This window comes from Pseudomonas sp. ADPe (assembly GCF_014843515.1).
Taxonomy (GTDB): Bacteria; Pseudomonadota; Gammaproteobacteria; order Pseudomonadales; family Pseudomonadaceae; genus Pseudomonas; species Pseudomonas citronellolis.
In genome coordinates this window covers 1,354,773-1,376,918 of the sequence record NZ_CP062122.1, presented here as the reverse complement: position 1 = coordinate 1,376,918, position 22,146 = coordinate 1,354,773, and the positions used below count along the sequence as shown (strand labels likewise).

Annotated in this window: 21 protein-coding genes; 16 read left to right on the top strand and 5 right to left on the bottom strand. The window is 67.1% G+C overall.

Annotated elements, in window-relative coordinates:
- Positions 1-107 precede the first annotated feature (107 nt).
- The 8 genes from accA to IG194_RS06255 all read left to right on the top strand — a co-directional run bounded on the left by accA (position 108) and on the right by IG194_RS06255 (position 8,247).
- The gene (gene accA / locus IG194_RS06290) at positions 108-1,058 is read left to right on the top strand and encodes an acetyl-CoA carboxylase carboxyl transferase subunit alpha (RefSeq protein WP_009616669.1); all 951 of its coding nucleotides are present in this window, start codon (positions 108-110) and stop codon (positions 1,056-1,058) included.
- Between the two features lie 106 nt (positions 1,059-1,164).
- Positions 1,165-2,478: a tRNA lysidine(34) synthetase TilS gene (gene tilS / locus IG194_RS06285; protein WP_058490926.1), complete on the top strand. Its 1,314-nt coding sequence runs from the start codon at positions 1,165-1,167 to the stop codon at positions 2,476-2,478.
- A gap of 170 nt (positions 2,479-2,648) precedes the next feature.
- Positions 2,649-4,277 carry a CTP synthase gene (locus IG194_RS06280; RefSeq protein ID WP_009616672.1) on the top strand — a complete coding sequence of 543 codons (1,629 nt, stop codon included), beginning with the start codon at positions 2,649-2,651 and terminating at the stop codon, positions 4,275-4,277.
- A 2-nt stretch (positions 4,278-4,279) separates the two neighbouring features.
- Positions 4,280-5,125 carry a 3-deoxy-8-phosphooctulonate synthase gene (gene kdsA, locus IG194_RS06275; protein WP_009616675.1) on the top strand — a complete coding sequence of 282 codons (846 nt, stop codon included), beginning with the start codon at positions 4,280-4,282 and terminating at the stop codon, positions 5,123-5,125.
- Between the two features lie 191 nt (positions 5,126-5,316).
- Positions 5,317-6,606: a phosphopyruvate hydratase gene (gene eno, locus IG194_RS06270; RefSeq protein WP_043317821.1), complete on the top strand. Its 1,290-nt coding sequence runs from the start codon at positions 5,317-5,319 to the stop codon at positions 6,604-6,606.
- A gap of 75 nt (positions 6,607-6,681) precedes the next feature.
- Positions 6,682-6,960, top strand: a complete 279-nt coding sequence (ftsB, locus tag IG194_RS06265; protein WP_024128518.1) for a cell division protein FtsB — start codon at positions 6,682-6,684, stop codon at positions 6,958-6,960.
- Positions 6,957-7,670, top strand: coding sequence for a 2-C-methyl-D-erythritol 4-phosphate cytidylyltransferase (ispD, locus tag IG194_RS06260; RefSeq protein WP_043317818.1), 714 nt, complete (start codon positions 6,957-6,959; stop codon positions 7,668-7,670). The genes ftsB and ispD overlap by 4 nt, the downstream gene beginning before the upstream one ends.
- A gap of 46 nt (positions 7,671-7,716) precedes the next feature.
- Positions 7,717-8,247, top strand: coding sequence for a hypothetical protein (locus tag IG194_RS06255; protein WP_052267865.1), 531 nt, complete (start codon positions 7,717-7,719; stop codon positions 8,245-8,247).
- Between the two features lie 233 nt (positions 8,248-8,480).
- Here IG194_RS06255 and yedF read toward each other — a convergent pair whose 3' ends face one another.
- The 3 genes from yedF to IG194_RS06240 form a co-directional block, all read right to left on the bottom strand.
- Positions 8,481-8,729: a sulfurtransferase-like selenium metabolism protein YedF gene (gene yedF, locus IG194_RS06250; RefSeq protein ID WP_009616683.1), complete on the bottom strand. Its 249-nt coding sequence runs from the start codon at positions 8,727-8,729 to the stop codon at positions 8,481-8,483.
- Positions 8,695-9,921 carry a selenium metabolism membrane protein YedE/FdhT gene (gene yedE, locus IG194_RS06245; protein ID WP_058490924.1) on the bottom strand — a complete coding sequence of 409 codons (1,227 nt, stop codon included), beginning with the start codon at positions 9,919-9,921 and terminating at the stop codon, positions 8,695-8,697. Before yedE ends, yedF begins: the two co-directional genes overlap by 35 nt.
- A 69-nt stretch (positions 9,922-9,990) precedes the next feature.
- Complete coding sequence (locus IG194_RS06240) at positions 9,991-10,881, bottom strand: LysR substrate-binding domain-containing protein (RefSeq protein WP_058490922.1); 891 nt, start codon at positions 10,879-10,881, stop codon at positions 9,991-9,993.
- A 189-nt stretch (positions 10,882-11,070) separates the two neighbouring features.
- On the opposite strand from IG194_RS06240, the gene IG194_RS06235 reads away from it, so the two are divergent.
- From IG194_RS06235 to rpoS, 8 genes are all read left to right on the top strand, one after another.
- Positions 11,071-12,183: an S-(hydroxymethyl)glutathione dehydrogenase/class III alcohol dehydrogenase gene (locus IG194_RS06235; protein WP_058490920.1), complete on the top strand. Its 1,113-nt coding sequence runs from the start codon at positions 11,071-11,073 to the stop codon at positions 12,181-12,183.
- 253 nt (positions 12,184-12,436) lie between these two features.
- Entirely contained in the window at positions 12,437-13,273 is an 837-nt protein-coding gene (gene fghA / locus IG194_RS06230) for an S-formylglutathione hydrolase (RefSeq protein ID WP_058490918.1), read from the top strand.
- Positions 13,274-13,329: 56 nt separating this feature from the next.
- Positions 13,330-13,803 carry a 2-C-methyl-D-erythritol 2,4-cyclodiphosphate synthase gene (gene ispF, locus IG194_RS06225; protein WP_043271160.1) on the top strand — a complete coding sequence of 158 codons (474 nt, stop codon included), beginning with the start codon at positions 13,330-13,332 and terminating at the stop codon, positions 13,801-13,803.
- A complete protein-coding gene (gene truD / locus IG194_RS06220; RefSeq protein ID WP_058490916.1) occupies positions 13,800-14,858 on the top strand; it encodes a tRNA pseudouridine(13) synthase TruD in 1,059 nt (352 codons plus the stop codon). Before ispF ends, truD begins: the two co-directional genes overlap by 4 nt.
- The gene (gene surE, locus IG194_RS06215; protein ID WP_058490914.1) at positions 14,846-15,604 is read left to right on the top strand and encodes a 5'/3'-nucleotidase SurE; all 759 of its coding nucleotides are present in this window, start codon (positions 14,846-14,848) and stop codon (positions 15,602-15,604) included. Before truD ends, surE begins: the two co-directional genes overlap by 13 nt.
- 22 nt (positions 15,605-15,626) lie before the next feature.
- On the top strand, positions 15,627-16,262 hold the full coding sequence (locus IG194_RS06210) for a protein-L-isoaspartate(D-aspartate) O-methyltransferase (RefSeq protein WP_099049128.1): 636 nt from the start codon (positions 15,627-15,629) through the stop codon (positions 16,260-16,262).
- Positions 16,263-16,328: 66 nt separating this feature from the next.
- Positions 16,329-17,207 (top strand): peptidoglycan DD-metalloendopeptidase family protein, encoded by an 879-nt coding sequence (locus IG194_RS06205; protein ID WP_058490913.1) that lies wholly within the window; start codon positions 16,329-16,331, stop codon positions 17,205-17,207.
- A 95-nt stretch (positions 17,208-17,302) separates the two neighbouring features.
- Positions 17,303-18,304: an RNA polymerase sigma factor RpoS gene (gene rpoS, locus IG194_RS06200; protein WP_009616703.1), complete on the top strand. Its 1,002-nt coding sequence runs from the start codon at positions 17,303-17,305 to the stop codon at positions 18,302-18,304.
- Positions 18,305-19,179: 875 nt separating this feature from the next.
- On the opposite strand, the gene fdxA is transcribed toward rpoS, so the two are convergent.
- On the bottom strand, positions 19,180-19,503 hold the full coding sequence (fdxA, locus tag IG194_RS06195; protein WP_009616706.1) for a ferredoxin FdxA: 324 nt from the start codon (positions 19,501-19,503) through the stop codon (positions 19,180-19,182).
- Positions 19,504-19,569: 66 nt separating this feature from the next.
- Complete coding sequence (gene mutS, locus IG194_RS06190) at positions 19,570-22,143, bottom strand: DNA mismatch repair protein MutS (protein ID WP_192353644.1); 2,574 nt, start codon at positions 22,141-22,143, stop codon at positions 19,570-19,572.
- Positions 22,144-22,146: the final 3 nt, after the last annotated feature.

The window sequence follows — 22,146 nt, the reverse complement described above, 5'->3', positions numbered from 1 at the left end:
TGGCCGAACGCCGCCCGCCCGCCAGTCTCGACCCTGGGCGCCCGATACCGTAAGGTAGGGCGCCATACGGACCAGGCCCTGCCGCCATTCAGCACGACGGATAGCCCATGAACCCGAACTTCCTCGATTTCGAACAGCCGATCGCCGACATGCAAGCCAAGATCGAAGAGCTGCGTCTGGTCGGCAACGACAACTCCATCAACATCAGCGATGAAATCGCCCGCCTGGAAGACAAGAGCCGCGCGCTGACCGAGAACATCTTCGGCAACCTGAGCAGCTGGCAGATCGCCCAGCTCGCGCGCCACCCGCGCCGGCCCTACACCCTGGACTACATCGAGCACATCTTCACCGAGTTCGAAGAACTGCACGGCGACCGCCACTTCGCCGACGACGCCGCCATCGTTGGCGGCGTCGCCCGCCTGGACGAGCAGCCGGTGATGGTCATCGGCCACCAGAAGGGCCGCGAAGTGCGCGAGAAGGTGCGCCGCAACTTCGGCATGCCGCGTCCGGAAGGCTACCGCAAGGCCTGCCGCCTGATGGAAATGGCCGAACGCTTCAAGATGCCGATCCTGACCTTCATCGACACCCCCGGCGCCTACCCGGGCATCGACGCCGAAGAGCGTGGCCAGAGCGAGGCCATCGCCTGGAACCTGCGCGTGATGGCGCGCCTGAAGACGCCGATCATCGCCACCGTCATCGGCGAGGGCGGCTCCGGCGGCGCCCTGGCCATCGGCGTCTGCGACAACCTGAACATGCTGCAGTACTCCACCTACGCGGTGATCTCCCCGGAAGGCTGCGCCTCGATCCTCTGGCGCACCGCCGAAAAGGCCCCGGAAGCCGCCGAAGCCATGGGCATCACCGCGGCGCGCCTGAAGGACCTGGGCATCGTCGACACCGTGATCCCCGAACCGCTGGGCAGCGCCCACCGCGACCCGGCCGCTGCCGCGGAAAGCATCCGCAACGCGCTGAAGTCGCAACTGGCCATGCTCAAGGGCCTGAGCACCCAGGAACTGCTGGCGCGCCGCTACGAGCGGCTGATGAGCTACGGGATCGCTTGAGGGCGGCGGGAGGCTGGAAGCTGGAAGCTGAAGGCAAGAGCGAAAAGCCCGCCTCCCTCACGCTCTTCGGCTTCCAGCTTCCAGCTTCCAGCTTCCAGCCCCCTCTATGCCCCTACCATCCCGCCTGCTCTCCGCCCTGGCCCCCTGGCGCCAGGCACCGGCGTGGCGGGTAGGCTTCTCCGGTGGGTTGGATTCCTCCGTGCTGTTGCACCTGCTGGCGCAGCTGGCCAGGACCGAATCCCTGCCGCCTCTGTCCGCCATCCATGTCCACCATGGCCTGCAGGCCGCGGCCGACGCTTGGCCGGCGCACTGTGAGGCGTTCTGCCGCGAGTTGGGCGTCCCTCTGCTGGTCGAACGGGTAACGGTACCGACGGGCGCGAGCCTGGAGCAGGCCGCGCGCCGCGCACGCTATGAGGCTTTTGCGAAACACCTGAAAACGGACGACTGCCTGCTGGCCGCCCAGCACCGCGACGACCAGGCCGAGACCCTGCTGTTCCGCCTGCTGCGCGGCGCCGGCGTGCGTGGCCTGGCTGGCATTCCCGCCGCCCGGCCGCTGGGGGCCGGCATGCTGCTGCGGCCGCTGCTGGACGTGCCCCGCGCCGAACTCGAAAGCTACGCCCGCGAGCATGGCCTGCGCTGGATCGAAGACCCGTCCAACACCGACACCGCTTTCGCCCGCAACTACCTGCGCCAGCGCGTGCTGCCGCTGCTCGCCGAGCGCTGGCCGCGGGCTGTGGATAACATCGCCCGCAGCGCCGCGCACCTGGCCGAGGCCGAGGCGCTGCTGGCCGAGCTGGCGCAGCAGGACCTGGCGGCGGCGCGGCCCGGCAATGACTTCGACTGGCTGCACGTACCCTCGCTGGCCCTGGCGCCGCTGCTGGCGCTTGGCGAAAGCCGCCAGCGCAACGCCCTGCGTCACTGGCTGGCGCCCTTCACGCCGATGCCGGACAGCGCCCACTGGGCCGGCTGGCAGGCCCTGCGCGATGCCGCCGGGGATGCCGCGCCGGTCTGGCGCCTGGGCGGCGGCGAGCTGCAGCGCAGCGGCGGGCGGCTCTGGTGGCTGTCGGGCGCCTGGTTGCAGGCGCCGGCGTGCGAGCTGCCCTGGGACGACCCGTCGCAGCCCCTGGCGCTGCCCGGCAATGGCCTTCTGCACCTGGAAGGTGCACCGCCCGTCGGGCCGCTGCGGGTGACCTGCCGGCGCGGCGGCGAGCAGCTGGAACTGGCCCGGCGCGGCCACCGCGACCTCAAGCGGCTGCTCAACGAAAGCGCCGTGCCGGCCTTCGTCCGGCCGCGGCTGCCGCTGCTCTGGCGCGGCGGGCAACTGCTCGGCGTGGCCAACCTGCCGGCACTGCGCCAGGCCGGCGAGACGGGCTGGCGCCTGCGCTGGACAGCCCCGACGAATGACCCGGGTTTGAGCTGAAAGGGCCTTTCCGGTAGACTACGCTCCCGTCTTATACCGCTCCCGTCGATTCCCACGGAATCGGCGGGAGTTCGCTATTGAGCGCGGCATGCGCCGCGGTTTGGGCCGCGGCCCATTCATTCGCTTCCCCGGCGGCCCAGCCGCCTAAACGCTGACATTCAGGGCTTTTCATGACGCGCTACATCTTCGTCACGGGTGGTGTTGTTTCTTCATTGGGGAAAGGCATCGCCTCGGCTTCCTTGGCTGCCATTCTGGAAGCGCGTGGCTTGAAGATCACGATGCTCAAGCTGGACCCCTACATCAACGTCGATCCGGGCACCATGAGCCCGTTCCAGCACGGTGAGGTGTTCGTCACCCACGATGGCGCCGAGACCGATCTCGACCTGGGCCATTACGAGCGCTTCGTGCGCACCACCATGACCCAGAACAACAACTTCACCACCGGCCGCGTCTACATGGACGTGCTGCGCAAGGAGCGCCGCGGCGACTACCTGGGCGCCACCGTGCAGGTGATCCCGCACATCACCGACGAGATCAAGCGGCGCATCATCAAGGGCGCCGGCGATGCCGACGTGGCCCTGGTGGAAGTCGGCGGCACCGTCGGCGACATCGAGTCGCAGCCGTTCCTCGAGGCGATCCGCCAGCTGCGCGTGGAAATCGGCTCGCGCCGCGCCATGCTGATGCACCTGACCCTGGTTCCGTACATCGCCACCGCCGGCGAGACCAAGACCAAGCCGACCCAGCACTCGGTCAAGGAGCTGCGCTCCATCGGCCTGCAGCCGGACGTGCTGGTCTGCCGCTCCGACCATCCGGTGGACGTCTCCTCGCGCCGCAAGATCGCCCTGTTCACCAACGTCGAAGAGCGCGCGGTCATCTCCCTGGAAGACGTCGACACCATCTACCGCATCCCGTCGGTGCTGCACGCCCAGGGTCTGGACGACATCGTCGTCGAGCGCTTCGGCCTGGAGTGCGGCCCGGCCGACCTGTCCGAGTGGGACCGCGTGGTCGACGCCAAGCTCAACCCCGAGCGTGAAGTCACCATCGCCATGGTCGGCAAGTACATGGAACTGCTCGACGCCTACAAGTCGCTGATCGAGGCCATGACCCACGCCGGCATCCAGAGCCGCACCAAGGTCAACCTGCGCTACATCGACTCCGAGGACATCGAGCAGCAGGGCACCGGCCTGCTCGACGGCGCCGACGCCATCCTGGTCCCGGGCGGCTTCGGCCTGCGCGGCGTGGAAGGCAAGATCACCGCCGTGCAGTACGCCCGCGAGAACAAGGTCCCCTACCTGGGCATCTGCCTGGGCATGCAGGTGGCGGTCATCGAATACGCCCGCAACGTGCTGGGCTGGAAGGACGCCAACTCCACCGAGTTCGACAAGTCCAGCGGCCACCCGGTGGTCGGCCTGATCACCGAATGGCAGGACTCCACCGGCGCCACCGAAGTGCGCACCGAGGCCTCCGACCTGGGCGGCACCATGCGCCTGGGTGCCCAGGAATGCCAGCTCGAAGCCGGCACCCTGGTGCACGACTGCTACGGCAAGGACGTGATCGTCGAGCGTCACCGCCACCGCTACGAAGTGAACAACAACCTGCTGCCGCAACTGCAGGAAGCCGGCCTGAAGATTTCCGGCCGCTCCGGCGACGGCGCGCTGGTGGAAGTGGTCGAGTCCCCGGACCATCCGTGGTTCGTCGCCTGCCAGTTCCACCCGGAGTTCACCTCCACCCCGCGTGATGGACACCCGCTGTTCAGCGGCTTCGTCAACGCCGCCCTGAAGCAAGCCGGGAAGGCCTGAGCATGAGCCAGAAGATCATCCGCGTCGGCGACATCCAGATCGGCAACGACCTGCCCTTCGTGCTGTTCGGCGGCATGAACGTGCTGGAGTCGCGCGACCTGGCCATGCAGGTCTGCGAGGAATACGTGCGGGTCACCGAGAAGCTCGGCATCCCCTACGTGTTCAAGGCCAGCTTCGACAAGGCCAACCGCTCGTCCATGCACTCGTACCGCGGTCCGGGCATGGAAGAGGGGCTGAAGATCTTCGAAGAGATCAAGAAGACCTTCAAGGTGCCGGTCATCACCGACGTCCACGAGCCCTTCCAGGCCGCCCCGGTGGCCGAGGTCTGCGACATCATCCAACTGCCGGCGTTCCTCTCCCGGCAGACCGACCTGGTCGTGGCCATGGCCAGGACCGGCGCGGTGATCAACATCAAGAAGGCCCAGTTCCTCGCGCCCCAGGAGATGAAACACATCCTGACCAAGTGCGAGGAAGCCGGTAACGACCAACTGATCCTCTGCGAGCGTGGCTCCTCCTTCGGTTACAACAACCTGGTGGTGGACATGCTCGGCTTCGGCATCATGAAGCAGTTCCAGTACCCGGTGTTCTTCGACGTGACCCACGCCCTGCAGATGCCGGGCGGCCGCGCCGATTCCGCCGGCGGCCGCCGCGCCCAGGTCACCGACCTGGCCAAGGCCGGCATGAGCCAGGGCCTGGCCGGCCTGTTCCTGGAGGCCCACCCGGACCCCGAGCATGCCAAGTGCGACGGCCCGTGCGCCCTGCGCTTGAACAAGCTCGAGCCTTTCCTGTCCCAGCTCAAGCAGCTGGACGACCTGGTGAAAAGTTTCCCCACCATCGAGACCGCCTGAGAACCTGACAATGTCTGCCTGCGCTTGCCCATGCTGCGTTGGAAACAATCGAAAAGATGCTCATTTACTCTATGTAAACTGCGCTTTTTCGCTTGCTTCCGCCTTGCCTGAGCTGCGCTCGGCGAGACCTTGAACAGGTTCTAAAGTCTCACCAGCCGCCCCGTTTATCTATCTTCGGAGTGTTATCAAGAATGGCAAAGATCGTCGACATCAAGGGCCGTGAGGTCCTGGACTCCCGCGGCAACCCGACCGTTGAAGCGGACGTGATCCTGGACAACGGCATCGTCGGCAGCGCCTGCGCCCCGTCCGGTGCTTCCACCGGTTCCCGCGAGGCACTCGAACTGCGCGATGGCGACAAGAGCCGTTACCTGGGCAAGGGCGTGCTGAAGGCCGTGGCCAACATCAACGGCCCGATCCGCGACCTGCTGCTGGGCAAGGACCCGGTCGAGCAGCGGGCGCTGGACCAGGCGATGATCGAACTCGACGGCACCGACAACAAGGCCAAGCTGGGCGCCAACGCCATCCTGGCCGTGTCCCTGGCCGCCGCCAAGGCCGCCGCGCAGGCCAAGGGCGTGCCGCTGTACGCGCACATCGCCGACCTGAACGGCACCCCGGGCGTGTACTCCATGCCGGTGCCGATGATGAACATCATCAACGGCGGCGAGCATGCCGACAACAACGTCGACATCCAGGAGTTCATGGTCCAGCCGGTAGGCGCCAAGACCTTCGCCGACGCGCTGCGCATGGGCGCCGAGATCTTCCACCACCTCAAGGCCGTGCTGAAGGCCCGTGGCCTGAGCACCTCGGTGGGCGACGAAGGCGGTTTCGCACCGAACCTGGCTTCCAACGAAGACGCCCTGGCCGCCATCGCCGAAGCTGTGGCCAACGCCGGCTACAAGCTGGGTGACGACGTGACCCTGGCCCTGGACTGCGCTTCCAGCGAATTCTTCAAGGACGGCAAGTACGACCTCGAAGGCGAAGGCAAGGTGTTCGACGCCGCCGGCTTCGCCGATTACCTGGCCGGCCTGGCCGAGCGCTTCCCGATCATCTCCATCGAAGACGGCATGGACGAGTCCGACTGGGCCGGCTGGAAAGTCCTCACCGACAAGATCGGCGGCAAGGTGCAACTGGTCGGCGACGACCTGTTCGTGACCAACACCAGGATCCTCAAGGAAGGCATCGAGAAGGGCATCGGCAACTCCATCCTGATCAAGTTCAACCAGATCGGCTCGCTGACCGAGACCCTCGAAGCCATCCAGATGGCCAAGGCCGCCGGCTACACTGCGGTGATCTCGCACCGCAGCGGCGAAACCGAGGACAGCACCATCGCCGACCTGGCCGTGGGCACCGCCGCCGGCCAGATCAAGACCGGTTCGCTGTGCCGCTCCGACCGCGTGTCCAAGTACAACCAGCTGCTGCGCATCGAAGAGCAGCTGGGCGCCAAGGCGCCGTACCGTGGCCGCGCGGAATTCCGCGGCTGAGGCTAGTCTGGTACGGTGAAGGGGTGGCGCGAGCCACCCCTTCGCACATGGAGTCCACAATTGCGTCTGAGTAAGCTGCGCAGCCCCTACTGGCTGTTCCTCGTCCTGCTCCTGGGCCTCGCCGGCCTGCAGTATCGCCTGTGGGTAGGGGACGGCAGCCTGGCGCAAGTGCGCGAGCTGGAGAAGCAGATCGCCGACCAGCAGGGCGAGAACCAGCGTCTGCTCGAGCGCAACCGCATCCTCGAGGCCGAGGTGGCGGAACTGAAGAAAGGCACCGAGACGGTCGAGGAGCGTGCCCGCCACGAACTCGGCATGGTCAAGGACAAGGAAACCCTCTATCAGCTGGCGCAATGAAATTCCGCGACATCTCCCTGCCGGCCTTCTGGGCCGTGATCCCCGCCGCGGGCATCGGTTCGCGGATGCGCGCCGACCGCCCCAAGCAATACCTCGACCTCGCCGGCCGCAGCATTCTCGAACACACCCTCGACTGCTTCCTCGGCCACCCCATGCTCAAGGGCCTGGTGGTCTGCCTGGCGCCTGACGATCCCTGGTGGCCGAACCTGCCCTGTGCCGCCGACCCGCGCATCCTGCGTGCCGAAGGCGGCCGCGAGCGCGCGGACTCCGTACTCAACGGCCTGCTGCTGCTCAACGAACAGGGCGCTGGCAGCGACGACTGGGTGCTGGTGCACGACGCGGCGCGACCGAACCTGAGCCGCGGCGACCTCGACCGGCTGCTCGGAGAACTGGACAACGACCCGGTGGGCGGTCTGCTCGGCGTGCCGGCGCGGGACACGCTCAAGCGCGTCGGCGCCGATGGCCGGGTGCTGGAAACCGTCGACCGCAGCGTGGTCTGGCAGGCCTACACGCCGCAGATGTTCCACCTGGGCGCCCTGCACCGCGCCCTGGCCGATGCCCTGGTGGCGGGCGCGGCGATCACCGACGAGGCCTCGGCGATGGAATGGGCCGGCAACGCCCCGAAGATGGTCGAGGGCCGTGCCGACAACATCAAGGTCACCACCCCGGAAGACCTGCAGCGGTTGCAACGGACTTTCGGAAAACGCTGAAACCATGAAGCGCCTTGCGAGGTTCCTGCCCAGGCTCGAAGGCGATTTGCACCGAATCCTGCGCTGGGCCGGCGACGGCTGGCGCATGCCCTGGCTGTGCCTGGGCCTGGCGCTGCTGGGTACCTGCACCGCCGCCTACCCGATCACCTCCGTGGTGGTGCCGGCGGTCCTGGTGGCGCCACGGCGCTGGGGCGGCATAGCACTGAGCGCCGCCCTGGGCAGCGCGCTGGGGGCGCTGCTGCTGGTGATCGTCCTGCACCACATGGGCTGGGCCAGCCTGTACGCCCATTTCCCGCAATTGCTGCAGGACCCAAGCTGGGCGCAGGTGATGGACTGGACCCGCCGCTACGGCCTGCTGGCGCTGTTCCTGGTGTCCATCTCGCCGCTGCCGCAGACGCCGGCGTTGGTGGTGCTGTCCAACGTGCCGCTGCACTATCCCGGCGTGCTGCTGGCGATCTTCACCGGCAAACTGCTCAAGTACCTGGCGTTCGCCTGGGTCGGTTCGCGCTTCCCCGGGCACATCCACGATTTCCTGCACCGCCACGGCCGCAATACCGGCCGTGGCGATTCGGCCTAGGCGGGCCTTGCCCGCGATTTCGCGCGCAGGGCGCGCTCCTACAAGGTGGGGTTGTGCGTAGGAGCAATTGTTTATTGGGTTCCCGCGAACGCGGGAACCCAATAAACAACGTAGGAGCGGTGTGGGCGCTTTTCGTAGGAGCGAGCTTGCTCGCGAACGGACTCCGCTGCGGGCTCATTCGCGAGCAAGCTCGCTCCTACGAGAAACCCCGCCCGCATGGGTATCGCCAGGGCTCACCCCAGCAACGGCACCTCGATGAGGAAGCGGAACAGCGCCCCATGCTGCTCCACCGCCAGGCAGTTGTAGCCGTGGCGCTTGGTATCCTCGGGGATGCCGTGCACCGACTGCGAGCAGTCGGTGACCACCTCCAGCAGGTCGCCCGGCTTCAGCGTCTCCAGGGTTTCCAGGGTGGCGATGGCGTTGTACGGGCAGTGCTCGCCGCGCAGGTCAAGCGACAGCGTCGGCGTCTTGTTCGCGCTCATTGGCGGTTTTCCTCGAACGGGTGAAACGGTTGGCGTTCAGCTGCACCAGCAGCATGCACAGCGCAAGGCCGGCGAAGGTCAGCAGCAGGCCGCCGCCGGGGCCGAACATCTGCAGCAGGTTGAGCTTGGGATAGGGCAGGGCCAGGGAACTGCCCAGCGCATCCCAGTACACCGCCACCAGGGTGCCGCCGATGACGTTGCCGACGCCGACCACCCAGAAATGCACCTGGCCTTCCATCGAGCGGTACATCCAGCCGGTCTCGCAGCCGCCGGCGAGGACGATGCCGATGCCGAACAGCACGCCGCCGATCACCGCGTTGGGGCCCATCCAGAAGGTCTTCGGCGCCACGCCCAGGTGGATCGCCGCGAAGGTGCCGACGCAGGCCGCGGCCATGCCCAGCAGGATGCCGAAGGCGGCCTTGGTCCGGCCGGTGGTCCAGAGGTCGCGGGCGGCGCTGGTGAAGCAGATCTGCGCGCGTTCGATCAGGCCGCCGAACAGCAGGCCGAACAGGGTGGCCAGGCCCAGCACCAGCGACACCTCGAAGCGCCAGGCGGCGAACAGCGCGGCCACGACCAGCACCGCCAGGCCCAGGCGCCACTGCACCTTGGCGCGGCGGGCGAGGCTGGCCGCGTCGGGCAGGCTGGCGGCCTTGCCGGTGACCTTCAGCGGCGTGCGCAGGAACGGCAGCAGGCTCAGCTTCACGCCGAACCAGGCGCCGATCACGGTGGAAAGCATGAAGGCCCAGGCATGCACCGAGAACATCGGGATGCCGGTGAAGAACGCCGCCAGGTTGCAGCCCATGGCCAGGCGCGCGCCGAAGCCGGCGATGATGCCGCCCACCAGGCCCTGCAGCAGGCGCCGCCGGCTGGTCGGCCAGCGCAGGCTGACGTTGCCGGCCCAGAGCGCGCAGCACAGCGCGCCGAGGAACATGCCGATGATCATCACGCCGTCGATGCGGTCCAGCGGCGTGCCCTGCAGGCCGATGATCTTGAAGTAGCTCCAGTCCCGCACCGGCACGCCGAACCAGGACAGCACGTGGCCGCCCCAGCGGGTGAACTCCCCGGTGACGGCCCAGAAGGTCCCGGTCAGGGCGAAGTAGTAGGCAGAGGCGACGCCGAGCGCGACCAGGGTCGGCAGCGGTGACCAGAAGCGCAGCAGGTAGCGCTCGCGGAAGGCAGAAAGAGCGGACATGGCGGCATCCTTGGCAGGGTAGCGTGGTAAACCGGTAATTCTAACCGAATTGCCGGAAACCACCCTGTTTCAGGACAACCCCGGATGCGTCCGCTGCAGGCCGTCCTTGAGGAAGTCCACCAGTTGCCGCACCTTCGGCGACAGGTGCCGCTGCTGCGGGTACAGCGCCCAGACCGCGGTGTTCGGCGGCTGGTGTTCCTCCAGCAGGGAAACCAGCCGCCCGCTGCGCAGGTGCTCCAGCACGTAGTAGTCCGGCAACTGGCACAGGCCGAAGCCGCGCAGCGCGGCGTCGAGCACCGCCTGGCCGCTGTTGCAGCGCCAGTTGCCCTGCACGCGGTGCTGCGTCTCGCGGCTGTCCTCGAGGAAGGTCCAGATGTCGCTGCTGCCCACCAGGCAGTTGTGCTGCGCCAGTTCCGCCGGCGAGCGCGGCGCGCCGCGGCGCTCCAGGTAGCCGGGCGTGGCGCACAGGTACATCAGCCGCGGCGCCAGGCGCGTGGCCACCAGGCGCGAGTCGCTCAGGCGGCCGAGGCGGATGGCCAGGTCGAAACCCTCGTGGAGCAGGTCGAGCTGGCGGTTGGACAGCTCGATGTCCACCCGCAGCTGCGGGTAGTCGGCCATGAAGGCGTTCACCAGCGGCACCACGAAGCGCTCGCCGTAGGCCACCGCGCAGGTCATGCGCAGCAGGCCCTTGGGCTCGGCGGAGAGGTCGCTGACCGCGCGCAGCGCCTCGTCGCGGGCGTCCTGCAGGCGCTGGCAGTGCTGCAGGAAGGTCTGCCCGGCTTCGCTCAGCGACACGCGGCGGGTGCTGCGGTAGAGCAGACGGGTCTGCAGGCGTTCCTCCAGGCGGGCGATCTGCCGGCTGACGTGGGAGGAGGACACGCCCAGGCGTTCGGCGGCGGCGGTGAACTGCCCGGTTTCCGCCACCGCGACGAATTCGTCGAGGCCTTCCCAGCGATTCATCTGGATTGTCCCTGTATGGCAATAAAGTTTTGATTATTGCCTGATTATTTCTTTCCAGGCACTTTTCTACACTTCCAAGGCTGTGCCCTGCGTTTTTCGCCGGGCCACCCGGTTTCCGCCGGCATCCATCGCCGGCCGCTTTCGCCCAGAAGGCGGAGGCCCATGCATCAACCCGCCAGGAGTTCCGAGATGATCAAGTCCCGTGCCGCCGTCGCCTTCGCCCCCAACCAGCCGCTGCAGGTGGTCGAGGTGGACGTGGCGCCGCCGAAGAAGGGCGAGGTGCTGGTACGCATCGTCGCCACCGGGGTCTGCCACACCGACGCCTACACCCTGTCCGGCGAGGATTCCGAAGGCGTCTTCCCGTGCATCCTCGGCCACGAGGGTGGCGGCATCGTCGAAGCGGTGGGCGAGGGCGTGACCTCGCTGCAGGTCGGCGACCACGTGATCCCGCTGTACACCGCCGAATGCCGCGAGTGCAAGTTCTGCAAATCCGGCAAGACCAATCTCTGCCAGGCCGTGCGCGCCACCCAGGGCAAGGGCCTGATGCCCGACGGCACCAGCCGCTTCTCCTACAACGGCCAGCCGATCTACCACTACATGGGCTGCTCGACCTTCTCCGAGTACACCGTGCTGCCGGAAATCTCCCTGGCCAAGATTCCCAAGGACGCCCCGCTGGAGAAGGTCTGCCTGCTCGGCTGCGGCGTCACCACCGGCATCGGCGCCGTGCTCAACACCGCCAAGGTGGAAGAGGGCGCCACCGTGGCGATCTTCGGCCTGGGCGGCATTGGCCTTGCGGCGATCATCGGCGCCAAGATGGCCAAGGCCTCGCGGATCATCGCCGTCGACATCAACCCGGCCAAGTTCGACATCGCCAAGGAGCTGGGCGCCACCGACTTCGTCAATCCGAAGGACCACCAGAAGCCGATCCAGGACGTCATCGTCGAGATGACCGACGGCGGCGTGGACTACTCCTTCGAGTGCGTCGGCAACGTGCAACTGATGCGCGCGGCGCTGGAGTGCTGCCACAAGGGCTGGGGCGAGTCGACCATCATCGGCGTCGCCGGCGCCGGCCAGGAGATCAGCACCCGGCCGTTCCAGCTGGTCACCGGGCGCGTCTGGCGCGGTTCGGCGTTCGGCGGCGTGCGCGGCCGCACCGAGCTGCCCAGCTACGTGGAGAAGGCGCAGAAGGGCGAGATCCCGCTGGACACCTTCATCACCCACACCATGGGCCTGGACAAGATCAACGAGGCCTTCGACCTGATGCACGAAGGCAAGAGCATCCGCTCGGTCATCCATTACTGAAAAGCCGACGAGAGCGCTGGAGGCTGAAGGCTAGACGTAGCGCTTTTTCGTCCAGCCTCCAGCGCTTTCCTCGTCCTTACACGGAGCTTTTTATGGAAATCGTCGAGGCCTTCGACCTGATGCACGAAGGCAAGAGCATCCACTTGGTCATCCATTACTGAAAATCCGATGGGAGCGCTGGAGGCTGAAGGCTATACGCAGCGCTTTTTCGTCCAGCCTCCAGCGCTTTCCTCGTCTTTACACGGAGCTTTTTATGGAAATCGTCTCCAGCACCAAGAGCTTCGGCGGCTGGCACCAGCGCTACCGCCACCGTTCCCAGGCGCTCGGCTGCGACATGGTGTTCGCCATCTACCTGCCGCCCCAGGCCGAGCCCGAGGCCGGCCTGCCGGTGCTCTACTGGCTGTCGGGGCTGACCTGCACCGACGAGAACTTCATGCAGAAGGCCGGCGCCCAGCGCCTGGCCGCCGAACTGGGCCTGGTGATAGTGGCGCCGGACACCAGCCCGCGCGGCCCGGACGTGCCGGGCGACCCGCAAGGCGCCTGGGATTTCGGCCTGGGCGCCGGCTTCTACCTCAACGCCACCCAGGAGCCCTGGGCGCGCAACTACCGCATGCATGACTACGTGGTGCATGAGCTGCCGGCGCTGATCGAGGACAACTTCCCGGTCTCCAGCCGCCGCGGCATCGCCGGGCACTCCATGGGCGGCCACGGCGCGCTGGTCTGCGCGCTGCGCAATCCGGGGCGCTACCAGTCGCTGTCGGCCTTCGCGCCCATCGCTCATCCCAGCGACTGCCCCTGGGGGCAGAAGGCCTTCGGCCGCTACCTGGGCGAAGACCGCAGCGCCTGGGCCGAGTGGGATGCCTGCGAACTGCTGGCCGGCGCGAGCGAGCGCCTGCCGATCCTGGTCGACCAGGGCGAGCGCGACGACTTCCTCGCCACCCAGCTCAAGCCCGAGGCCCTGCGCCAGGCGGCGGAAGCGGCGGGGCACCCGCTGGAGCTGCGCCTGCACCCGGGCTACGACCACAGCTACTACTTCATCGCCAGCTTCATCGACGACCACCTGCGCCACCACGCGCGGGCGCTGTCCTGAAGGCGTCGCGGCTTTCCGGTAGAATCGACGCCCTGACTGACTCAGGGCGTTTTTCTATGCGTATCGGCCATGGCTACGACGTACACCGCTTCGGCGAGGGCGACTTCATCACCCTCGGCGGCGTGCGCATCCCCCACAAGTTCGGGCTCATCGCCCACTCCGACGGCGACGTGCTGCTGCACGCGCTGAGCGACGCGCTGCTCGGCGCCTGCGCCCTGGGGGACATCGGCAAGCACTTCCCCGATACCGATCCGCGTTTCAAGGGCGCCGACAGCCGCGCGCTGCTGCGCCACGTGGTGGCCCTGGTGCACGGGAAGGGCTACGTGATCGGCAACGTCGACGCCACCATCATCGCCCAGGCGCCGAAGATGGCGCCGCACATCGAGGCCATGCGCGGCAGCATCGCCGAGGACCTGCAGGTCGACCTCGACCAGGTCAACGTCAAGGCCACCACCACCGAGAAGCTCGGCTTCACCGGGCGCGAGGAAGGCATTGCGGTGCACGCCGTCGCCCTGCTGGCCCGCCCATGACCGAGCTGGAACTGCTGGGCCCGCGCGCCCATGGCGAACCCTGCGGGCAGGCGGTGCTCAAGGCGGTGGCCGAGGACTTCCAGGTCGACGAGGTGCTGGACATCCCGCTGTCCGGCGAAGGCGAACACCTCTGGCTGTGGGTGGAGAAGCGCGGGCTGAACACCGAGGAGGCCGCGCGCCGCCTGGCCCGCGCGGCCGGGGTGTCGCAACGGCTGATCAGCTATGCCGGGCTCAAGGATCGCCAGGCCCTGACGCGCCAGTGGTTCAGTCTGCACCTGCCGGGCAAGGCCGACCCCGACCTGGCCGCGGCCGAGGACGACAGCCTGCGCATCCTCAAGCGCACCCGCCACCAGCGCAAGCTGCAGCGTGGCGCCCATGCGGCCAACGGCTTCACCCTGCGCCTGACGCAACTGCAAGGCGAGCACCAGACGCTCGACGAGCGGCTGCGACGTATCGCCGCCGCGGGCGTGCCCAACTATTTCGGCAGCCAGCGCTTCGGCTTCGACGGCGGTAACGTCGTGGACGCCCGCAGCTGTGCCGAGCGTGGCATCCTGCCGGAGCAGCGCAACCTGCGCTCGCGCCTGCTCTCGGCCGGGCGCAGCTACCTGTTCAACCAGGTGCTGGCGCGGCGGGTGACGGACGGTAGCTGGAACCGCGCCCAGGTCGGCGACCTGCTGGCCTTCACCGACAGCCGCAGTTTCTTCCCGGCAGGCGAGGCGGAATGCGCCGATCCGCGCCTGGCCGAACTCGACCTGCACCCCACCGGGCCGCTCTGGGGCAAGGGCGCCTCGCCGGCCGGCGGCGCCAGCGGCGAGCTGGAAAATGCCGTGGGCGACGCCGAAGTGGCGCTTTGCCAGTGGCTGGGCAATGCTGACCTGGCGCACGAACGGCGCATCCTGCGCCTCCCCATCCAGGCCCTGGCATGGCATTATCCGGCCCCTGACATTCTGCAACTGGAATTCGTCCTGCCGGCAGGCTGCTTCGCCACCGTCGTCGTGCGCGAGCTGGTCGAGCTGGTACCGGCAGGGCAGACGGAAAACCCATGCGCATACTGATTGCCAACGACGACGGGGTGAACGCACCCGGTATCGCCGCGCTTTACGACGCGCTGAGCGAACATGCCGAATGCGTGGTGATCGCTCCCGAACAGGACCGCAGCGGCGCCAGCAGCTCGCTGACCCTGGACCGGCCGCTGCACGCGCAGCGCCTGAGCAATGGATTCATCGGCGTCGACGGTACGCCGACCGACTGCGTGCACCTGGGCCTCAACGGCCTGCTGGACACCTTGCCGGACATGGTCGTCTCGGGTATCAACCTGGGCGCCAACCTGGGCGACGACGTGCTCTATTCCGGCACCGTGGCCGCCGCCATCGAGGGCCGCTTCCTGGAGCGGCCGGCGTTCGCCTTCTCGCTGCTCTCGCGGCAGCCGGACAACCTCTATACCGCGATGCACTTCGCGCGCCTGCTGGTGCTGGCGCACGAGCAGCTCGACCTGCCGCCGCGCACGGTGCTCAACGTCAACATCCCGAACCTGCCGCTGGAGCGCATCCGCGGCGTGCAGCTGACCCGCCTGGGCCACCGCAAGCGCGCCGCGGCGCCGGTCAAGGTGGTCAACCCGCGCGGGCGCGAAGGCTACTGGATCGCGGCGGCGGGCGATGTCGAGGATGGCGGCGAGGGCACTGACTTCCATGCGGTGATGCAGGGCTATGTCTCGGTCACGCCGCTGCAACTGGACCGAACCTTCCGCGAGGCGTTCAATGGACTGCAGGACTGGATCGGAGGGCTGGACCATGGCCGATGAACTGAGTCGCCGCGGTATCGGCATGACCTCCCAGCGCACCCGCGAACGGCTGATCCAGCGCCTGTACGAGGAAGGCCTGTCCAACGCCCGGGTGCTCGAGGTGATCCGCCGCACGCCGCGCCACCTGTTCGTCGACGAGGCGCTGTCGCACCGCGCCTACGAGGACACCGCGCTGCCCATCGGCCACAATCAGACCATCTCGCAACCCTTCATGGTGGCGCGGATGACCGAGCTGCTGCTGGCCGCCGGCCCCCTGGACAAGGTGCTGGAGATCGGCACCGGCTCCGGCTACCAGACCGCGGTGCTGGCGCAACTGGTCGAGCGGGTGTTCTCCGTCGAGCGGATTCAGGCCCTGCAGGACCGCGCCAAGGAGCGCCTTGCGGAGCTAAACCTGAGAAATGTTGTCTTTCGCTGGGGGGATGGCTGGGAAGGCTGGTCGGCGCTGGCACCGTACAACGGTATCATCGTCACCGCGGCAGCCGCCGAGGTCCCGCAGGCGCTGCTCGACCAGCTGGCGCCGGGCGGGCGCCTGGTGATCCCGGTGGGCAGCGGCGAAGTGCAGCAACTGATGCTGATCGAGCGCACCGGCGACGGATTCGACCGGCGCGTGCTGGATTCGGTGCGCTTCGTTCCCCTGCTCAACGGCCCCCTGGGCTGAGCGGCGGCGGGAGCGCCGTCGCGCAGCCAGGGGGAGCATAACGGCGAGATGCCGGGCACATATTCGATGGATAAGGGGGAAGGGGTGAGCCCTATCGCGGCCCAGAAACAATGGATCTGGATTCGGAGCGGCGTGCGCATGCTGCTGGCGGCAGCATTCTGTTCCCTGCTCGCGGCCTGCGCATCCTCCTCCGGGGGCAAGGTCAAGGTGGTCGACCGCAACCAGGCCGATCGCACGCCGGCGACCACCAGCGGGCAGTACGTGGTGCGCCGCGGCGACACCCTGTACTCGATCGCCTTCCGCTACGGCTGGGACTGGAAGGCCCTGGCCGCGCACAACAACATCCCGCCGCCCTACACCATCCGCCCGGGGCAGGCCATTCGTTTCGGCGGCGCCGGCTCCAGCGCGTCGGCACAGCCCGTCGTCGCCAAAATCACACCGTCCGTCGCGCCGGTGGTGGTCGGCAAGCCCGCCGCCGGTTCTCCGGCACCGGCCAAGCCCGCTCCCGCGGCTACCGTCAGCAATTCGACACCCCCCGCCAGCACTGCCCCTTCGCAGGCTTCCGGCAAGGGCGTGGAGGGCTGGATGTGGCCGACCAGTGGCACTTTGATAGGCCGCTTTGCATCAAACGGGAGTTTGAATAAAGGGATTGATATAGCCGGGCAATTGGGCCAGCCTGTCCTGGCTGCGTCGAATGGCACGGTTGTGTACGCCGGTAGTGGTTTGCGGGGCTACGGCGAACTCGTGATCATCAAGCACAGCGATACCTACGTGAGTGCCTACGGCCACAACCGCAGGCTGCTCGTTCGGGAAGGGCAACAGGTCAAGGTCGGGCAGAGCATTGCCGAGATGGGCTCCACGGGCACGGACCGGGTGAAGCTGCACTTCGAGATTCGCCGTCAGGGCAAACCCGTGGACCCCTTGCAATACCTGCCTCCTCGTTGATCGACCGCCGCATCCCGCGTGGGTGAGCGGGCTTGGACGTCCCAAGGATATGGATTCGTCCGGGCTTGTTGTCGAACTCAGCAAGGGATAACGACATGGCACTCAAAAAAGAAGGGCCGGAGTTTGACGTGGATGACGAGCTGCTGTTGCTGGAGCCCGCCATCACATTCGACGAGTCACTTGCCGAAGAGCAGGTCTCACTTCAGGTCACCGGCAAGGCCAGTTCGCTGTCATCGAAGCAGCACAAGCACATCGATTACAGCCGGGCGCTGGATGCCACGCAGCTCTACCTCAACGAAATCGGTTTTTCCCCACTGCTGACTCCCGAGGAGGAGGTCCACTTCGCGCGGCTCGCGCAAAGGGGCGATCCCGCCGGGCGTCGGCGCATGATCGAAAGCAACCTGCGCCTGGTGGTGAAGATCGCCCGGCGCTACGTCAACCGCGGCCTGTCCCTGCTCGATTTGATCGAGGAAGGCAACCTGGGGTTGATCCGGGCGGTGGAGAAGTTCGATCCGGAACGGGGTTTCCGCTTCTCCACCTACGCGACGTGGTGGATTCGCCAGACCATCGAACGGGCCATCATGAACCAGACCCGCACCATCCGCCTGCCGATCCACGTGGTCAAGGAACTCAACGTCTACCTGCGCGCGGCCCGCGAGCTGACGCACAAGCTGGACCACGAGCCGTCCCCCGAGGAAATCGCCAACCTGCTGGAGAAGCCGGTCGACGAGGTCAAGCGCATGCTCGGCCTCAACGAGCGGGTGACTTCGGTGGACGTGTCCCTCGGCCCGGATTCGGACAAGACGCTGCTCGACACCCTGACCGACGATCGTCCCACCGACCCCTGCGAACTGCTGCAGGATGACGATCTGAGCCAGAGCATCGACCAGTGGCTGTCCGAGTTGACCGACAAGCAGCGCGAGGTGGTGATCCGCCGCTTCGGCCTGCGCGGCCACGAAAGCAGCACCCTGGAAGAGGTCGGCCAGGAAATCGGCCTGACCCGCGAGCGGGTGCGGCAGATCCAGGTCGAGGCGCTCAAGCGTCTGCGGGAGATCCTCGAGAAGAACGGCCTGTCGAGCGACGCGCTGTTCCAGTAAGGCGCCGCCCGCAACGAAAGAGCCCGGAGCGTTGGTTGCCGGGCTTTTTTTCGCCTGTGCCAATTGTGGGAGCGGGTCTTGCCGCGAATGGGGTTTGCCGATGGTTGTTGTGCCGGGTTCCAAGAGCGCCCTCTCCCCAACCCTCTCCCGCAAGAGGGAGAGGGGGCCGTTCGTGCCACCGGTGCGTCCAGCGTGGCCGGTGTATCCAATCGCGGACATACAGGTAGCCGGGAAGCACGGCATTCCTCCCCCGTAGGAGCGGACCTTGTCCGCGATGGCCGGACGTATCGGCGCGATTCGCGGATGAGATCCGCTCCTACAGTTCCAGGAAAGCCCCGTAGGATGGGTTGAGCGAAGCGATACCCATCACCATGGCCCGATGGGTTTCGCAAGCTCAGCCCATCCTACGCACTACGAAAAGCCATGCTCGCTCGTGCGGTAGGAGCGGACTCCCCGGCCGCTCGAACCAGGCGAGACAGCAGTTTTTGAGTTTGGTTTTGTAAGCCATCGCTTACACGTGCTGTGAGCCTTTGACGATTCGGCTTGCCGGCAAGGGGCCCTTTTCTTCAGTCTTTATAAATAACCAATTGAATTTAAAGGGCTTTATTTTCGACTGCGCTAATCCTGGCCCTACCGGGGTGCGACCCGCAGCCGCTTGCCGCTTTTGTACGGAAAGCTAATATCACTCTTGCGTACAGGGAATGACGCAGGCCGACAGGGATGCCGGTCAGGATGTCGCGGGATGCGATTCATCAGGATGATGGGGTAGGGAAAAAAGGGCGGGCCATCCCGCCCCTTTTTTTGCCCGCGAAAAAGTGCCGTCACAGATGGCACAAGGCCCGCGCGAGGCGGGCCTTGGAGCTTGGAGGAAGCGATCAGCGCTCCAGGTGCTTGAGCTTGTCGGCGACGCCGTCCCACTCTTCCGCATCCGGCAACGGGTCCTTCTTCTCGGTGATGTTCGGCCAGACCTCGGCCAGATCCTTGTTCAGCTCGATGAACTCCTGCATGTTCTCCGGGACCTCGTCCTCGGAGAAGATCGCCTGTGCCGGGCATTCCGGTTCGCACAGGGCGCAGTCGATGCACTCATCCGGGTGAATCACCAGGAAGTTCGGGCCTTCGTAGAAGCAGTCCACCGGGCAGACTTCCACGCAGTCGGTGTATTTGCACTTGATGCAGTTGTCGGTGACGACGAAGGTCATTTTCTAATTCTCTCCTCAGGCGGGCGGCTAAGCGCGCGCGATTCTAGCAGCTTGTTCCGCTGTCCGTCAGATTCGCGTCTTCCATGCATATAACAAATCGAGCGCCTGGCGCGGTGTCAGGTCATCGGGTTTGAGGCGTGCAAGCTCGTCGATCAGCGGGTGCGGCAGGCTGGCGAACAGGTCGCTCTGCATCGGCGCGGCGGGCTGGCCGGCCTCCTGGCGCGGCGCCTCGTGGGGCAGGCTGGTGGTTTCCAGGCGCGCCAGGTGCTCGCGGGCGCGCAGGATCACCGGGCCGGGCACGCCGGCCAGTTGCGCCACCGCCAAGCCGTAGCTCTGGCTCGCCGGGCCGGGCAGCACGTGGTGCAGGAAGACGATGCGCTCGTTGTGCTCGGTGGCGTTCAGGTGCACGTTGGCCACCACCGGTTCGCTTTCCGGCAGCACGGTCAGCTCGAAGTAGTGGGTGGCGAACAGGGTGAAGGCGCGCAGGTGCGCCAGGTGCTCGGCGGCGGACCAGGCCAGCGACAGGCCGTCGAAGGTGCTGGTGCCGCGGCCCACTTCGTCCATCAGTACCAGGCTGCGGTCGGTGGCGTTGTGCAGGATGTTGGCGGTTTCGCTCATCTCCACCATGAAGGTGGAACGGCCGCCGGCGAGGTCGTCGGACGAGCCGATACGGGTAAAGATGCGGTCCACCAGCGACAACTCGCAGCGCGCCGCCGGGACGAAGCTTCCGATGTGCGCCAGCAGCACGATCAGCGCCGTTTGCCGCATGTAGGTGGATTTACCGCCCATGTTCGGGCCGGTAATCACCAGCATGCGGGTGTCTTCGTCGAGCTTCAGGTCGTTGGCCACGAAGGGCGTGTCCAGCACCTGCTCCACCACCGGGTGGCGGCCCTGCTCGATGAGGATGCCCGACTCCTCGACGAAGCGCGGGCGGTTCAGGTCGAGATTCAGCGCGCGCTCGGCCAGGTTGGCCAGCACGTCCAGCTCGGCCAGGGCGGCGGCGGTGTCCTGCAGCGGCGCCAACTGGGCGATCAGCAGCTCCACCAGCTCCTCGTAGAGCTGCTTCTCGCGGGCCAGGGCGCGGCTCTGGGCGGACAGCGCCTTGTCCTCGAAGGCCTTCAGCTCGGGGGTGATGAAGCGTTCGGCGCCCTTCAGCGTCTGGCGCCGCTGGTAATCGGCCGGCGCCTGCTCGGCCTGCATGCGCGGCAGCTCGATGTAGTAGCCATGGATGCGGTTGTAGCCGACCTTCAGACCCGACAGCCCGGTGCGTTCCTTCTCGCGGATCTCCAGGTCCATCAGGTACTGGCCGGCGTTCTCGCTGAGCGTCTGCAGTTCGTCCAGCTCGGCGTCGTAGCCGCGCTTGATGACGCCGCCATCGCGGATCACCGCCGGCGGGTTGTCGATGATCGCGCGCGCCAGCAGGTCGGCCAGTTCCGGGTAGGTGCGGATGCTGGCGGCCAGTTCGCCCAGGTGCGGGGCTTCCAGCTCGGTCATGCCGCGTTGCAGCTCCGGCAGAGCGGCCAGGGCGTCGCGCAGGCGCGCCAGGTCGCGCGGGCGGGCGTTGCGCAGACCGATACGGGCGAGGATGCGCTCGACGTCACCGATTTCCTTCAGCTGTGGCTGAAGGTTCTCGAAACGGTAGCGTTCCAGCAGGCAGGCAATGGATTCCTGGCGGGCCTCCAGTACGGCGCGGTCGCGTAGCGGGCGGTTCAGCCAGCGCGTCAGCAGGCGGCTGCCCATGGCGGTCTGGCAGCGGTCCACCACCGATTGCAGGGTGTTGTCGCGGCCGCCGGAGAGGTTGGTGTCCAGCTCCAGGTTGCGGCGGCTGGCGCCGTCGAGGATGACGGTGTCGTCCAGGCGCTCGTGGCGCAGGCTGCGCAGGTGCGGCAGGGCGGTGCGCTGGGTTTCCTTGGCGTAGGCCAGCAGGCAGCCGGCGGCGCCGATGGCCAGGGTCAGGTCCTGGCAGCCGAAGTCCTTCAGGTCCTGGGTGGCGAATTGCTGGCAGAGGCTCTTGAACGCCGAGTCGCGGTCGAAGTCCCAGGGCGCGCGACGCCGCACACCACGGCGCTTCTCTGCCGGCAGGCCGGCGGGCCAGTCGTCGGGGATCAGCAGTTCCGCGGGGTTCAGGCGCTCCAGCTCGGCCAGCAGGGTTTCCCAGCCGCGGATTTCCTGGACGCTGAAGCGGCCGCTGGTGATGTCCAGCACCGCCAGGCCGAACAACCGCTCGTCGCCGAGCAGGGCGGCCAGCAGGTTGTCGCGGCGCTCGTCGAGCAGCGCCTCGTCGCTGACCGTGCCGGGGGTGATGATGCGCACCACCTGGCGCTCCACCGGGCCCTTGCTGGTGGCCGGGTCGCCGATCTGTTCGCAGATGGCCACCGACTCGCCCAGCTTGACCAGCTTGGCCAGGTAGCCCTCCACGGCGTGGAAGGGGATGCCGGCCATGGGAATCGGCGTGCCGGCGGACTGGCCGCGGGTGGTGAGGGTGATGTCGAGCAGCTTGGCGGCCTTCTTGGCGTCCTCGTAGAACAGCTCGTAGAAGTCGCCCATGCGGTAGAACAGCAGTTGTTCCGGATGCTGTCTCTTCAGCTTCCAGTATTGCTGCATCATCGGGGTGTGAGCAGAAAGGTCGCTTTGGCTCATGAC

Coding starts and splice junctions, on each gene's coding strand:
- accA (WP_009616669.1), top strand. CDS start 108: ATGAACCCGAACTTCCTCGATTTCGAACAGCCGATCGCCGACATGCAA.
- tilS (WP_058490926.1), top strand. CDS start 1,165: ATGCCCCTACCATCCCGCCTGCTCTCCGCCCTGGCCCCCTGGCGCCAG.
- IG194_RS06280 (WP_009616672.1), top strand. CDS start 2,649: ATGACGCGCTACATCTTCGTCACGGGTGGTGTTGTTTCTTCATTGGGG.
- kdsA (WP_009616675.1), top strand. CDS start 4,280: ATGAGCCAGAAGATCATCCGCGTCGGCGACATCCAGATCGGCAACGAC.
- eno (WP_043317821.1), top strand. CDS start 5,317: ATGGCAAAGATCGTCGACATCAAGGGCCGTGAGGTCCTGGACTCCCGC.
- ispD (WP_043317818.1), top strand. CDS start 6,957: ATGAAATTCCGCGACATCTCCCTGCCGGCCTTCTGGGCCGTGATCCCC.
- yedF (WP_009616683.1), bottom strand. CDS start 8,729: ATGAGCGCGAACAAGACGCCGACGCTGTCGCTTGACCTGCGCGGCGAG.
- yedE (WP_058490924.1), bottom strand. CDS start 9,921: ATGTCCGCTCTTTCTGCCTTCCGCGAGCGCTACCTGCTGCGCTTCTGG.
- IG194_RS06240 (WP_058490922.1), bottom strand. CDS start 10,881: ATGAATCGCTGGGAAGGCCTCGACGAATTCGTCGCGGTGGCGGAAACC.
- IG194_RS06235 (WP_058490920.1), top strand. CDS start 11,071: ATGATCAAGTCCCGTGCCGCCGTCGCCTTCGCCCCCAACCAGCCGCTG.
- fghA (WP_058490918.1), top strand. CDS start 12,437: ATGGAAATCGTCTCCAGCACCAAGAGCTTCGGCGGCTGGCACCAGCGC.
- ispF (WP_043271160.1), top strand. CDS start 13,330: ATGCGTATCGGCCATGGCTACGACGTACACCGCTTCGGCGAGGGCGAC.
- truD (WP_058490916.1), top strand. CDS start 13,800: ATGACCGAGCTGGAACTGCTGGGCCCGCGCGCCCATGGCGAACCCTGC.
- surE (WP_058490914.1), top strand. CDS start 14,846: ATGCGCATACTGATTGCCAACGACGACGGGGTGAACGCACCCGGTATC.
- IG194_RS06210 (WP_099049128.1), top strand. CDS start 15,627: ATGACCTCCCAGCGCACCCGCGAACGGCTGATCCAGCGCCTGTACGAG.
- IG194_RS06205 (WP_058490913.1), top strand. CDS start 16,329: ATGGATAAGGGGGAAGGGGTGAGCCCTATCGCGGCCCAGAAACAATGG.
- rpoS (WP_009616703.1), top strand. CDS start 17,303: ATGGCACTCAAAAAAGAAGGGCCGGAGTTTGACGTGGATGACGAGCTG.
- fdxA (WP_009616706.1), bottom strand. CDS start 19,503: ATGACCTTCGTCGTCACCGACAACTGCATCAAGTGCAAATACACCGAC.
- mutS (WP_192353644.1), bottom strand. CDS start 22,143: ATGAGCCAAAGCGACCTTTCTGCTCACACCCCGATGATGCAGCAATAC.